General features: G+C 41.5%; 11 protein-coding genes. 2 read left to right on the top strand and 9 right to left on the bottom strand.

Features of this window, described 5'->3' with window-relative positions; translation table 11 throughout:
- Positions 1-331 precede the first annotated feature (331 nt).
- A complete protein-coding gene (locus tag BFM96_RS03895; RefSeq protein WP_068990573.1) occupies positions 332-1,504 on the top strand; it encodes a BaiN/RdsA family NAD(P)/FAD-dependent oxidoreductase in 1,173 nt (390 codons plus the stop codon).
- Positions 1,505-1,597: 93 nt separating this feature from the next.
- Here the strand turns inward: BFM96_RS03895 and BFM96_RS03890 are convergent, their stop codons facing one another.
- The 5 genes from BFM96_RS03890 to dinB all read right to left on the bottom strand — a co-directional run bounded on the left by BFM96_RS03890 (position 1,598) and on the right by dinB (position 5,510).
- Positions 1,598-2,344 (bottom strand): class I SAM-dependent methyltransferase, encoded by a 747-nt coding sequence (locus BFM96_RS03890; protein WP_068990567.1) that lies wholly within the window; start codon positions 2,342-2,344, stop codon positions 1,598-1,600.
- 12 nt (positions 2,345-2,356) lie between these two features.
- Positions 2,357-2,680 carry an AzlD domain-containing protein gene (locus BFM96_RS03885; protein WP_068990564.1) on the bottom strand — a complete coding sequence of 108 codons (324 nt, stop codon included), beginning with the start codon at positions 2,678-2,680 and terminating at the stop codon, positions 2,357-2,359.
- The gene (locus tag BFM96_RS03880) at positions 2,670-3,365 is read right to left on the bottom strand and encodes an AzlC family ABC transporter permease (RefSeq protein WP_068990563.1); all 696 of its coding nucleotides are present in this window, start codon (positions 3,363-3,365) and stop codon (positions 2,670-2,672) included. The genes BFM96_RS03885 and BFM96_RS03880 overlap by 11 nt, the downstream gene beginning before the upstream one ends.
- 323 nt (positions 3,366-3,688) lie before the next feature.
- Complete coding sequence (locus BFM96_RS03875) at positions 3,689-4,318, bottom strand: hypothetical protein (protein ID WP_145939706.1); 630 nt, start codon at positions 4,316-4,318, stop codon at positions 3,689-3,691.
- Positions 4,319-4,445: 127 nt separating this feature from the next.
- A complete protein-coding gene (dinB, locus tag BFM96_RS03870; protein ID WP_068994149.1) occupies positions 4,446-5,510 on the bottom strand; it encodes a DNA polymerase IV in 1,065 nt (354 codons plus the stop codon).
- Positions 5,511-5,758: 248 nt separating this feature from the next.
- Here dinB and pflB point away from each other — a divergent pair, with 248 nt between their 5' ends.
- Positions 5,759-8,095 (top strand): formate C-acetyltransferase, encoded by a 2,337-nt coding sequence (gene pflB, locus BFM96_RS03865; RefSeq protein ID WP_068990558.1) that lies wholly within the window; start codon positions 5,759-5,761, stop codon positions 8,093-8,095.
- Positions 8,096-8,403: 308 nt separating this feature from the next.
- On the opposite strand, the gene glmS is transcribed toward pflB, so the two are convergent.
- The 4 genes from glmS to BFM96_RS03845 form a co-directional block, all read right to left on the bottom strand.
- Positions 8,404-10,215 (bottom strand): glutamine--fructose-6-phosphate transaminase (isomerizing), encoded by a 1,812-nt coding sequence (glmS, locus tag BFM96_RS03860; protein WP_068990554.1) that lies wholly within the window; start codon positions 10,213-10,215, stop codon positions 8,404-8,406.
- A gap of 469 nt (positions 10,216-10,684) precedes the next feature.
- The gene (locus BFM96_RS03855) at positions 10,685-11,482 is read right to left on the bottom strand and encodes an ABC transporter permease (protein ID WP_068990551.1); all 798 of its coding nucleotides are present in this window, start codon (positions 11,480-11,482) and stop codon (positions 10,685-10,687) included.
- Positions 11,483-12,442, bottom strand: coding sequence for an ABC transporter permease (locus BFM96_RS03850; protein ID WP_068990549.1), 960 nt, complete (start codon positions 12,440-12,442; stop codon positions 11,483-11,485).
- Positions 12,424-13,395 carry a DUF2817 domain-containing protein gene (locus tag BFM96_RS03845; RefSeq protein ID WP_068990548.1) on the bottom strand — a complete coding sequence of 324 codons (972 nt, stop codon included), beginning with the start codon at positions 13,393-13,395 and terminating at the stop codon, positions 12,424-12,426. Before BFM96_RS03845 ends, BFM96_RS03850 begins: the two co-directional genes overlap by 19 nt.
- Positions 13,396-13,401 lie beyond the last annotated feature (6 nt).

Raw genomic sequence — 13,401 nt, 5'->3', positions numbered from 1 at the left:
CATAACAAGGCTAGCCTGTCAAATCTTGCTCGCTAATCCTCCACAAGCCTACATATAAAAAATGCATACAGCTATTTTCTATCTACATGCATTTTTCAAGATGTTTTCATATATTTATTGGTTCACTCTCGTTTTCATCTGCATTATACTAAAATTTCATAATAAACGTTGTAAAAACGTTGTAATTTTTATGAAAAAGTTATCTAGAAACGACATTTTCTTCATGCGTACAGCGTGGGAAGCATCTAACAATCAAGGTTTTTTGAGATTTTTATGGTACAATGAAAAGGATTATCTCACCGAATAAACCCACTCTATGGAAAGGAAAATCATGGCACATTTTGAAACAATCGTCATCGGAGGAGGACCTGCTGGGATGATGGCTACTATCGCTAGCAGTTTTTATGGTCAAAAGACCCTTCTCATCGAAAAAAATCGAAAACTTGGCAAAAAACTAGCTGGAACAGGAGGCGGACGTTGCAATGTCACCAATAATGGGAATTTGGACGATCTGATAGCTGGAATCCCTGGAAATGGACGATTCTTGTATAGTGTTTTTTCCCAATTTGACAATCATGATATTATCAACTTTTTTACTGAAAATGGAGTAGCTTTAAAAGTAGAAGACCACGGACGTGTCTTTCCCAAGTCTGATAAGTCTCGGACCATTATCGAAGCTCTGGAGAAAAAAATCCAAGAATTAGGAGGACAAGTCTTGACGCAAACGGAGATCGTTTCTGTTAAAAAAGTAGAAGACCACTTTCTCCTCAAATCAGCCGAACAAACATGGACCTGTGATAAACTTATTGTGACCACAGGGGGGAAATCCTATCCATCCACAGGATCCACAGGTTTTGGACACGATATTGCCAGACACTTTAAACATACCATTACACCGCTCGAAGCAGCTGAAAGTCCTCTCTTGACTGACTTCCCCCACAAGGCTCTCCAAGGTATTTCCCTAGATGATATTTGCCTCAGCTACGACAAACATCACATCACCCACGATCTGCTCTTTACCCACTTTGGTCTATCTGGACCTGCCGCTTTGCGGCTATCTAGTTTTGTTCAAGGAGGCGAAACCCTGAGCCTTGACTTTCTGCCTCACCTGACGCAAAAAGAACTTGCCAATTTCCTTCAGCAGGAACGGGAAAAGTCTCTCAAAAATGCCCTCAAACTGCTCCTTCCTGAACGCGTCGCAGACTTTCTCAGTCAAGATTTCCCTGAAAAGGTAAAACAGCTGACAGAACAGGAGTTGGACAAGATTATCTCCCTCATCAAAGAACTTCCAATTCCTGTCACTGGAAAAATGTCCCTCGCTAAATCCTTTGTGACTAAAGGTGGAGTTGACTTGAAAGAAATCAACCCCAAAACCCTCGAAAGCAAGCTCATATCAGGCCTTCATTTTGCTGGAGAAGTGATGGATATCAATGCCCATACGGGTGGTTTTAACATCACTTCTGCCCTTTGCACCGGCTGGGTTGCTGGAAGCCCTCATTATTAGATGTTCAACATCCTAGTGCATCGAAAAACTAGAGATTATCGTGTCTTTTCAACAAAAACAAACCAGTGTCGGAAATCAACCAACACTGGTTTTCTATTTTTTAGCAGCCATAGCGATGAAGCCAAGTCGATCCTTTTGTTCTCTAAAGGTTTGAAACATGGTGAAGAAATGACTGCGATTTTTAGCTTTTAAAGCATTTTTGAAAATCTTAAGCGTACCGAACAATCCTTCATCATAAATCATTCCCTTCGGACTCATCAAGGTCATCTCACCTGATAAACTTTCGATAGCTGAGAATCCTTGCTCCTTGACTAAGCTTTTCCAATTTTCTTTGGTCAAAGGAGCAACATTGACATGGATAGCCTTTGACAGCCTAGCTCGAACTTCCTCATCATTCTCCCTTAACATCACATCATGAGTTAATAAAAGACCGTTCGGCTTTAGAACTCGGTAATATTCCTGCAAGCATTTTTGTTTGCCTTTTTCACTCTGCATGGTTAACATAGCTTCATTGATAACAACGTCAAAAGATTCATCTGGAAAAGGTAACTTCATGGCATTGGCTTGTTTAAACATCACTAAATCCGAGACCCCTGCTGCCTTTGCATTCACACCTGCCTGCTCCAAAGCTTTTTTATCCAAGTCAACTGCTTGTATCTGACAGCCATAGGTCTTTGCCAGTTCAATACTGGTGGTCCCCATATTACAAGCCACTTCCAAAATCTGACAATCCTTTGATATGTTCCCTTTTTTCAACAGCCAGTTAGTTGCTATTTTACCTCCCGGTCGCAACCGTTTCTTTCCCAAACGAGCCAGTAAAGTGTGTCCTGCTTCAGCCATAAATCTCCTTTCTCACCATAAAAATCGTAACAGAGCCAATAACACCACTCCAAAGATGACACTTCCCAGCAGATTGCGATAGCGGAAAGCGACATACAAGGTTGGTATGGCAGCAAAAATATCTACCCATTTAAAACTAGGGAAATGCCCTACACTTCCTTGCGTTAAGCTGGATAAAATCAAAACAAAGATGATTGTAACAGGTAGAAATCGTAAAAATCGCATGACCAAATCTGGCAAGCCACGATATTTTACTAACACAAAGGGAATCACGCGCGGCAGCCACGTAACGAGAGCTGCCAAAGCTATCGCTTTTAAGATGTAACTACTTTCCATCTAACATCACCCCCACAGAACAGCCTAGTAGCGTAGCACATAGCACGGCTAAGGACTGAGATACCACCATTGTCAATCCAAAAAAACTGATTGCCGTAGCCGCTAAAATTAGCATAATTTTGACGAGTTTTTCCTTTTTCACCATGACCAAAAATTGAGAACTAAAAATTCCAAGAAACATCCCAACCAAGGCAAAATCAAGACCAAACATTTCTGGATTCGGCAATAAATGCCCCAAAAGAGTTCCTAAAGTAGTGGACAAGGCCCAAGAGACATAGCTAACAATGTTATTTCCAACCATCCAGGCCGAATCAGGCTCCTCTCCTCTCAACTGGGCAGCAAGCAGCACCCCATAACTTTCGTCCGTTAAAATACTTCCAATCGCCAGATTTTTCCAAAGGCTATCCTTCCTAAAAAAGGTCGATGTATGCAGGCTCAGTAAAAAAAATCGAATATTGATGAGAAAAACGGTCAAGGCAATGTCAGTCAAACTGCTTTTTAAGGCAATCATAGCAATCATAACAAATTGAGCACTTCCAGCATAGACCAATACACTCATCAAAAACATCTCAAGAGGATTGAGATAAGGAGCCGCAATCACCCCACAGGCCAGACCAATTCCTATATACCCCAAGGCAGTGGGCATGCCAGCCCTGATCCCAGCCTTCCAATTTTGTTCTTCCATCTTGTTCCCTTTTTTCTAAAAATTCTCATTTATTATACCATGGAATTCAAAGCCTGAAAAGATGAGAGCATGCTTTTTTTTAAAAAAACTTTTGCCGTTTTTTAGTCGATTATCCCGAAAATTCTAAGTAACCACCCAAGCTAAACATCTACACATAGGATGACTACTCAGCACTCAAAGCAGCATTTGAGCCTGTAAAAATGATATTTAAAAACATCCAAGTTACTGGATGTTTCAGATTACAGATATTTATATACCTGTTTTAACTGCTCTTACAAATCCCTATGTTTTAGCACAAATCAGGATTTTCTAAAAGAGAATATTTACCAAATCATCAGGAGTAAGACTAGTAAGATACTATCTCTTACCACATGGCTTAAAAAAGAAAGTTCTCGACCAATTCCTGTCCTTTGAGCCAATCGTGAAAAACCATAGCCCAAGCCAGCGTAAAGTAAAAAACAAGTCATTCCAACAGGATTTCTAAGGAAAAAAAGGAGTCCCATCCAAGCAAAGAGTTTCTTGCCATTTTTCCCGCTGAAAGAAATCTTTCTCATAAAAGGAAGTAAACTAACCACATCAAATCCAACTAAAAACAAGGAAGTTTGACTAAACAACTGAATCCAGCGCAGCTGCTCTGAAGAAAGTCCTGATGCTTGCTCCCCCATCATCAAATAAGCTCCAACCACATTCACACCAACAAGCATAAAGTAGGAAACCTTGAATAACCAACCATAATGGGAACGTTTCAGCTCTAACTTAATCGGACTTAGCTCTCTAGAAAAATAACAGAAGTAACAAATGGAGAGGCCCATCAACAAAATCACAAAGCAGAAACTAGACACTTGAAAGTGAACTTGAGTCTCTTTTGGATGTACAAAAAGTAAAATCAAAAATTGTAGCAAGGCAACAAACAGACCCAATTTAAATAATTTTTCCATTTTTATCGTCATCATGATTTCCTACTTTCTTATGCTCTATCCCTAGTATAGCGAGAAAATAAAAAAAGAGGGACTTTTCCTCCAAACGGTCTCTTTTTATCCCTCAACAGACTAACTTTCAAACCACCTGTACATACAGTCTTCATAAAAAATTAGTCATCGTCACACCCAGCAGGCGAATTCCTTTATGATTGTCCTCCAAGCTATCATAAATGTCAAATGCAGTTCGTTCAATTTCATCCAAACTCTGCGTGCCCTTATCCAAACTCCGTCGTTTGGTCATGGTGGAAAAATCAGCATAACGAATTTTTAACACAATGGTTCTCCCCTTCTTTTCATGCTTGAGCAAGCTGTGCACGACCTGCTGCGAAAGACTACTCAGCTCTTTTTTGACATCTTCTTCCAGATAGAGGAGTTTGCCATAGGTTCGCTCCTTGCCAATCGATTTTCGGATACGATTATTTTTTACAGGAGAATTGGAAATCCCTCTCGCCTTACGATACAAATCATAACCAAAACGACCGAAGGTATCAATCAAGGTCATCTCAGAAATTTCCAGCAAATCAGCTCCAGTATAAACCCCCATGGCATGGAGTTTTTCCACAGATTTTTTCCCAACACCGTGAAATTTTCCAATGTCCATTTTCGCCAAAAAACTCTCCGCTTCACCTGGCAAAATCACGGTCAGACCGTGCGGCTTTTCGTAATCACTAGCGATTTTTGCCAAAAATTTATTATAAGAAACCCCTGCAGAAGCTGTCAGATGAAGCTCATTCCAAATATCATACTGAATAAGCTTGGCGATTTTAACTGCCGACTGGATTCCTTTTTTATTGGTCGTTACATCCAAATAGGCTTCATCAATACTCATCGGTTCAATTAAATCCGTATAACGCTTAAAAATCTCACGAATCTGCTGACCAACCTCGACATACTTTGCATAATTTCCGTGGATAAATACCGCCTGTGGACAACGCTCATAGGCTTCTTTACTGCTCATGGCCGAATGGACGCCAAATTTTCTAGCCTCATAATTACAGGTTGAAACCACTCCGCGACCACCTGATAAACGAGGGTCATGTCCGATAATGACCGGCTTCCCACGCAGCTTAGGATTGTCCCTCTCTTCAATCGCTGCAAAAAAAGCATCCATATCGATATGAATAATCTTCCGTGACGTATCATTGATTAAAGGGAAAATTAACATTTTCTCACCCCCTAGCAATCTCATTTACTCCCTTCTATTATACCTTTTTTCTCTGATTTTCTAAAATAATTGAAAAGCAAAAGGAATTTTCAAAAATATAGTACAGTTATTACCTCTGTTCCCATCTGTATTATAAAAGAAAAACGCTTGAAAACGCATCTTTTTATTGTGTAAGCGATTACTGTATGATATACTTGTTTTGTAAATGTAACAGATGACGTGTTACTAGAAAAAAAGAGGAAATAAATATGGTTGTTAAAACAGTTGTTGAAGCTCAAGACGTATTTGACAAGGCTTGGGAAGGTTTTAAAGGCGATGATTGGCGTGATAAAGCTAGTGTCACTCGCTTCGTTCAAGCAAACTACACTCCATACGACGGAGACGAAAGTTTCCTAGCAGGACCAACGGAACGTTCTCTCCACATCAAGAAAATCATCGAAGAAACAAAAGCAGGATACGAAGACACTCGTTTCCCAATGGATATTGACCGTGCGACTTCTATCGCCGATATCCCAGCTGGTTTCATCGATAAAGATAATGAAGTAATCTTCGGTATCCAAAACGACGAGTTGTTCAAATTGAACTTCATGCCTCGTGGTGGTATCCGTATGGCTGAAACTACATTGATTGAAAACGGCTATACTCCTGACCCACTTCTTCATGAAATTTATACAAAACATGCCACAACTGTAAACGACGGTATCTTCCGTGCTTACACTGCTGACATCCGTCGTGCCCGCCACTCTCACCACGTTTCTGGTCTTCCAGATGCTTACTCACGTGGACGTATTATCGGTATGTACGCTCGTCTTGCCCTTTATGGAGCAGACTACTTGATGGCAGAAAAGGTTACAGACTGGAACTCTATCAACGAAATCGACGAAGAATCTATCCGCCTTCGTGAAGAAATCAATCTACAATACCAAGCCCTTGCACAAGTTGTAAAATTGGGTGACCACTATGGTGTAGATGTACGCCGTCCTGCTTTGAATACAAAAGAAGCTATCCAATGGGTAAACATCGCTTTCATGGCAGTATGTCGTGTGATTAACGGTGCTGCAACTTCACTTGGACGTGTGCCAATCGTACTTGACATCTATGCAGAACGTGACTTGGCTCGCGGTACCTTTACTGAATCAGAAATCCAAGAATTTGTAGATGATTTCGTATTGAAACTTCGTACTGTTAAATTTGCACGTACAAAAGCATTTGACGAAATCTACTCAGGAGACCCAACTTTCCTTACTACTTCTATGGCAGGTATGGGTAACGACGGTCGTCACCGTGTTACAAAAATGGACTACCGTTTCTTGAACACGCTTGACAACATCGGTAACTCTCCAGAACCAAACTTGACTGTTCTTTGGTCTGACCAACTTCCATATTCATTCCGTCGCTACTGTATGTCAATGAGCCACAAACACTCTTCTATCCAATACGAAGGTGTGACAACAATGGCTAAAGACGGATATGGTGAAATGAGCTGTATCTCATGCTGTGTATCACCACTTGACCCAGAAAGCGAAGACAAACGCCACAATATCCAATACTTCGGAGCTCGCGTAAACGTTCTTAAAGCCCTTCTTTCAAGCTGGAACAACGGTTATGACGATGTGCACAAAGACTACAAAGTATTTGACTGTGTAGAGCCAAACAATTCTGAAGTCTTCGAATACGACGAAGTTATCAAAAACTTTGAAAAAGCGCTTGACTGGTTGACTGACACTTATGTAGATGCGATGAACATCATCCACTACATGACTGACAAGTACAACTACGAAGCAGTCCAAATGGCCTTCTTGCCAACCTTCCTTCGTGCAAACATGGGATTTGGTATCTGTGGATTTGCCAATACAGTTGACTCACTTTCTGCGATTAAATACGCACAAGTAAAACCTATTCGTGACGAAGATGGCTTTATCTACGACTACGAAGTAACTGGTGACTTCCCACGTTACGGTGAAGATGATGACCGTGTAGATGACATTGCAAAATGGCTCATGGAAGCATTCTTCTCACGCTTGAACAAACATAAATTGTACAAGAACGCAGAAGCAACTGTTTCTATCTTGACCATCACTTCTAACGTTGCTTATTCTAAACAAACCGCTAACTCACCTGTTCACCGTGGCGTATTCCTTAACGAAGATGGTTCTGTCAACACTTCTAAAGTGGAATTCTTCCCACCAGGTGCAAACCCAACATCTAAATCTCGTGGTGGTTGGTTACAAAACTTGAACTCATTGTCTAAATTGAACTTCAAACATGCAAATGACGGAATTTCATTGACAACTCAAGTATCACCAAAAGCACTCGGTAAAACATTCGATGAACAAGTCAACAACTTGGTCACAATCCTTGATGGTTACTTTGAAAATGGTGGACAACACGTTAACTTGAACGTTATGGACCTTCAAGATGTTTATGACAAGATTATGAACGGTGAAGATGTTATCGTACGTATCTCAGGTTACTGTGTAAACACTAAATACCTCACTAAGGAACAAAAAACTGAATTGACACAACGTGTCTTCCACGAAGTTCTTTCTATGGACGATGCCGCACGCGAAATTTCAGGTAATTAGTACTAAGATTATAGATTAATACTAAGGAAAATCACTACAGATTTCTAAACAATAAATTGTTAAAAGGATTTAGTCCCATATTAAACAGGGCTAAATCCTTTTGATTTTGTCTGGATGCATTTTCCATGATTCAAATCGCTGCACTGATTGCCCATTTTTTCTTATCCTTGGTAAAATTCATAAATAGCAATATGATAACTTTATGAATTTTGTTAAAGATAACTATTTTTTATAGAAAGAAAAATCGCTAAGTAAGTCTATCTTACCTAGCGATGGTGTTTCTTTTGATAATGAGTATCTAGTCGGCTCTACTCTACTGTTACAGATTTTGCGAGATTACGTGGTTTATCGACATCCAGCCCACGGTGTAAACAAGCATAATAGGCAATAAGTTGCGTTGGGATGACCATGGAAATACTTGACAGGTACGGATGAACCTTGTTCAAAATAATATCATCTCCCTCTTGCTCCACGCCTTCTTCTACAATCGTCAGCACCTGAGCCCCACGCGCCACAACCTCAGAGACATTGCCACGTGCATGAGAAGCAATGACTGGATTGGCTGAAATCAACGCTAATACAGGTGTCCCGTCCTCGATCAGAGAGATTGTCCCGTGCTTCAACTCCCCTGCCGCAAATCCCTCACACTGGATGTAGGAAATTTCTTTTAATTTTAAGCTCGCTTCCATAGCTACATAGTAATCATTCCCACGGCCGATATAAAAGGCATTGCGAGTCGTCTCTAACAGTTCTTTGACCTTCCCTTCAATGAGTTCTTTTTCAGACAAGGTTGACTCAATTGACTGGGCCACAAGGGACAGTTCATGAACCAAATCAAAGGATTTCGCTTTTTCATTGTCCATTGCCTCTCCAACTGCTTTGGCTAGGAAAGCAAGAGTCGCAATTTGAGCCGTATAAGCCTTGGTTGAGGCCACAGCGATTTCTGGTCCTGCATGAAGGATCATGGTGTGACTAGCTTCGCGAGAAAGGGTCGAACCTGGTACATTGGTCACTGTTAAGCTTGGGAAACCAAGTTCGTTAACTTTCACCAAGACTTGGCGGCTATCTGCCGTTTCTCCAGACTGGCTAATGAAAATGAACAGGGGTTTTTGACTTAAAAGTGGCATGCCATAACCCCATTCAGAAGCAATTCCTAATTCGACAGGTTTACCAGTAAGCTCTTCCAGCATCATCTTAGAGGCAAATCCTGCATGATAAGAAGTTCCGGCTGCAATAATATAAATTCTATCACATTCTTTCACAGCTGAAATAATAGCCGAATCAACGGCCACAGCACCGTTTTCATCGGTATAAGCCTGAATCAATTTCCGCATTACCGTTGGCTGCTCGTCAATTTCCTTCAACATATAGTAAGGATAAGTCCCTTTTCCGATGTCAGACAGATCCAGCTCCGCTATGTAGCTACCACGTTCGATAGCATTCCCTTCATAGTCCATCACTTGAACACTGTCTTTTTTCACAATGACCAATTCCTTGTCATGGATTTCCATGTATTCACTGGTTTCACGAATCATAGCCATAGCATCGGAGCAGACCATATTATAACCATCCCCCAAACCAATCAAGAGCGGGGATTTATTTTTCGCCACATAAATGGTATCTGCATCCTCAGCATCCATCAAAGCAAAGGCATAGGAACCTTGGATAAGGTGCAGGGCTTTTTTAAATGCCTCAAGAGTGGACAAGCCTTCTTGCACAAACCGACCCATCAAATGCACAGCAATCTCGGTATCTGTTTGCCCCTTTAACTCATGGTCAGCCAAATATTTTTCCTTGATTTCAAGATAATTTTCAATCACACCATTGTGAACCAGCGTCAAACGTTCTGTCTGCGACTGGTGCGGATGAGCGTTCACTTCACTTGGTTTTCCATGAGTTGCCCAACGTGTATGACCAATTCCAGCCGTTCCCTCGAGCTTGTCTCCAACTTTCGCTGACAAGTCTGCAATACGGCCCACAGATTTCACGAGACTCCCTGCTCCTTTACCAGCAACAAAAATACCAGCCGAATCATAACCACGGTATTCCAACTTCTCCAATCCTTGGATTAAAATATCCGTTGCATTTTCATTTCCAACAACGCCAACAATTCCACACATAGCTTGTCACGATGACACTTTTTGCTGCCATCTCCTCCTCTTTCAAAAATTGGTATAGTCTAATTTGATTTCCATAAAATCAGTAAAAACATTATAAACATTTGATTTTATCTTGTCAAGTTTTGAAATTGGTCTATAACTATCTATCAATCTTGCCTTATTCAATTATTTGATGTTCGTCAACCATCAAAATCTGACGTCGTTAACTCACCTTGCTTCAACGATCCAGCAGACTGTTGAAGGTTGGAAATAAGGATTATGAAATAGCCCTCAGCATAACCTCTGTTATCCCTGCGGTTTTTAGGCTGTAAGCCAGGCTAGTTTTATCTATCACCTTCCACCATTATCAATTATGAAACCTGATCAGATTTTGATGTTTATAGAGTATGAGATATCAAACTCAGGCAAGCTTTTCTAAATCCACACGTCACACAAATGATAAAAACCCAATGGTCTATCCATCAGGTTTTTAAACGGTCTGCTTCAAAATTTCTCCCAAGCGAGCAAATAGTAGAACGGTCAAAATAATCATCAAGCAGGGGAAAAAGACAATCCAGGGTGCTTCTTGGATATATGTCCGACCGTCATTAATCATGGCTCCCCATTCGGGACTAGGCACTTGTGCACCCAAGCCGATGAAACTCAACCCTGCGATTTCCATGATGACGGTGCTCACATCAAACATCATCGTGGTTAAAATTTGAGGAAAGAGGCTGGGCAGGTAATAATGGGTCATTGTTTGGAAAAAACCATTGCCATACATGACCGCACTTTGAATATAGGGTTCCTTTTTTAGTTGCAGGGTCATGGACCTTGTCAAATAAGCATATTTGGCCCAGGTCGTGATACAAATCGCTAGAATGGTCTGCTCCAAACCAACTCCTAAAATCCCCACCAGCATAATCACAAAGATAATGGAAGGAAAGGCCTGAAAGGCTGTAATCAATAAAAGAATCGCCTTGTCTATCCTTCCGCCGAGTAAACCGCTGCTAATCCCAATAAAGGAGCCGATGGTTACAACAATCATTAGAATCAAAATGGCTGGCAAAACGGTCTGAATACCCCCACTCAAGGTTCGTTGAAACACAGAACGCCCTAAAGCATCCGTTCCAAACCATTCCTGAGCATTGGGAGCCTGAAAAGCTCGCGTTAAATCTACCTTGGTGATATTTTCTCCAAATACCAACGGTGCGATACAAAGAATGGCTAAAAAAGCAATCGTGATAAGCACTAAGAATTTTAAGCGTTGATGTCTGGCTTGGCTCATCTAGTCCACCTCCTTTTTCCATCCAAAAAGCAGTTCCTTACGGGTCCGAGGATTCAAGCTAGCAATGATCACTTGAAAGAGGAGATTAACCGTTAAAACTCCTGCCGTGATAAAGAGAACCGCCCCCTGAATCAAAGGAAAATCCCGATTTCCTGCTGCACCAATCAACATTTTTCCAATCCCAGGCCAAGAAAAAAGATTTTCAATAATGGCCACCCCACCAAGCAAAGAGCCGAGCGACAGACTAATCAAAGTGAAGATAAAAGGCGAAGCATTTCCCATCACATCATAGGCAATCAAGCGCCACTCCGGAATGCCCCTTCCTCTAGCCCCTTCGATAGCTGGTGAATGAAATTCATCAATAAAATAAGTCCGAATTTGAGGAATATAGCGAGTGGACATGGTTAAACTCAGGGTTAGCACTGGCAAAACAAGCCCCCATTCATTGGCTGTCGCTTGAACAGGCAACCAATTTAGCTGCACCGAAAAGAAAATAATCAATAAAATCCCGATAACAAAATTGGGAATCGCATTCACAAAGCCTGTAATTCCTAAAATCATCCGATCCAAGCGAGATTCCTCATAGTAGGCAGCTAACAAGGAAAGGGGGAGGGAAATTCCCAAGGTTGTCAACAAAACATAGATCGCTAAGTAAACAGAATTAGGGAAGTAAAAAACCAGCTGATCCCATACAGGAGCCCCAGAATTATAGGTCACCCCAAAATCCCCTCTGAGAATCTTGACGAGCCAATTCCAGTATTGGACAAGAAAGGGCTGATTAAAACCAAATTCCTCCCGTTTTAGAGCCAATAATTCCTTTGTGTAAGGAATTCCCTGCGCCGATAAAATGCTCTCTGCCGGATCTCCCGGAGCTAGATAGATAAATAAAAATGAAATAAAACTGACACACAGCAAAATCATCAGAAATTGCAAAACAGCTTTCATAATTCCTCTTCGCATATCGCTTCCTTTCCTGTATGAACAACAAACATGAGCTGTTCTTTTGCTTCCACTGCGACAACTACCTTCTGGTACAAGACCAGACCTGCAGATGGAGCCACTACTTCTTCCAACAGTTCTCCATATATAGACCGGATTTCTCCCAGTTTCTGCCCACAACCGACAACATCGCCTGCTTTTATAAAGGAGAACCAGCAGCCTTGATAGCTACTGTAAAGGGTATAGGACTCTTCAAATAGCTGAGCCTTCACTTGCGGAAGTTCCCCCATCCATAGATAATGTAATACCCCATAAACTGCGGTTTTCATCGCTATAACGTCGCTTTTTGGGCAGAGCCCAAGCTCACCCTGCTCCAGAATAATACTCGGAATACCATAATCTATGGCAGCAGATTGATACAAACCTCCACGCGCCCTAGAAGCGTAGAGAATGGGAATGCCACTTGCTAGCGCCATATTTTTTGACTTTTCCACCACTTCCTCTAAGGCTAAGGTCGAATAATAAACATGGGGCACTAGATTTTCCAAGGCATTACCACCGTGTAAATCAAGGAGAGCATCCGTCAGTGAAAAGACCTCCTCTTGCAGAACTTTCTTGATGCGATAACTCAAGGTATCGCTCGTCTGATCATCCTGAAAAATGCGGTTCAGATCGATTTGATCCTCCGGAACGAGATAGGGACTGCGAGCCCAAAATCCACTTGGATTGACCGCATGAACGAGGCAGAGAGTTCCCTGTAACGACAGAAGATCTATCTCCTCGACTAAATCCATCAGCACGCGTACACCTACATACTCACTGCCATGAACAGCAGCTGTCAGGGTCACGAAAGGATGTAAACTGGCTCCCTTCAAAAGGGTAAAGGGAAGACTAACGTCTTGGGAAACCTGTAACTCTCCTTGGTAAGAGGAGTAAGGCGTCATCTTCTCGATTATCTTTTTGAGTGTCGTCATATTTTT

Source organism: Streptococcus himalayensis (genome assembly GCF_001708305.1).
GTDB lineage: Bacteria > Bacillota > Bacilli > Lactobacillales > Streptococcaceae > Streptococcus > Streptococcus himalayensis.
This window is presented reverse-complemented; position numbering and strand designations above follow the sequence as displayed.

Coding starts and splice junctions, on each gene's coding strand:
- BFM96_RS03890 (WP_068990567.1), bottom strand. CDS start 2,344: ATGGCTGAAGCAGGACACACTTTACTGGCTCGTTTGGGAAAGAAACGG.
- BFM96_RS03875 (WP_145939706.1), bottom strand. CDS start 4,318: ATGATGACGATAAAAATGGAAAAATTATTTAAATTGGGTCTGTTTGTT.
- pflB (WP_068990558.1), top strand. CDS start 5,759: ATGGTTGTTAAAACAGTTGTTGAAGCTCAAGACGTATTTGACAAGGCT.
- dinB (WP_068994149.1), bottom strand. CDS start 5,510: ATGTTAATTTTCCCTTTAATCAATGATACGTCACGGAAGATTATTCAT.
- BFM96_RS03845 (WP_068990548.1), bottom strand. CDS start 13,395: ATGACGACACTCAAAAAGATAATCGAGAAGATGACGCCTTACTCCTCT.
- BFM96_RS03895 (WP_068990573.1), top strand. CDS start 332: ATGGCACATTTTGAAACAATCGTCATCGGAGGAGGACCTGCTGGGATG.
- glmS (WP_068990554.1), bottom strand. CDS start 10,215: ATGTGTGGAATTGTTGGCGTTGTTGGAAATGAAAATGCAACGGATATT.
- BFM96_RS03885 (WP_068990564.1), bottom strand. CDS start 2,680: ATGGAAAGTAGTTACATCTTAAAAGCGATAGCTTTGGCAGCTCTCGTT.
- BFM96_RS03880 (WP_068990563.1), bottom strand. CDS start 3,365: ATGGAAGAACAAAATTGGAAGGCTGGGATCAGGGCTGGCATGCCCACT.
- BFM96_RS03855 (WP_068990551.1), bottom strand. CDS start 11,482: ATGAGCCAAGCCAGACATCAACGCTTAAAATTCTTAGTGCTTATCACG.
- BFM96_RS03850 (WP_068990549.1), bottom strand. CDS start 12,442: ATGCGAAGAGGAATTATGAAAGCTGTTTTGCAATTTCTGATGATTTTG.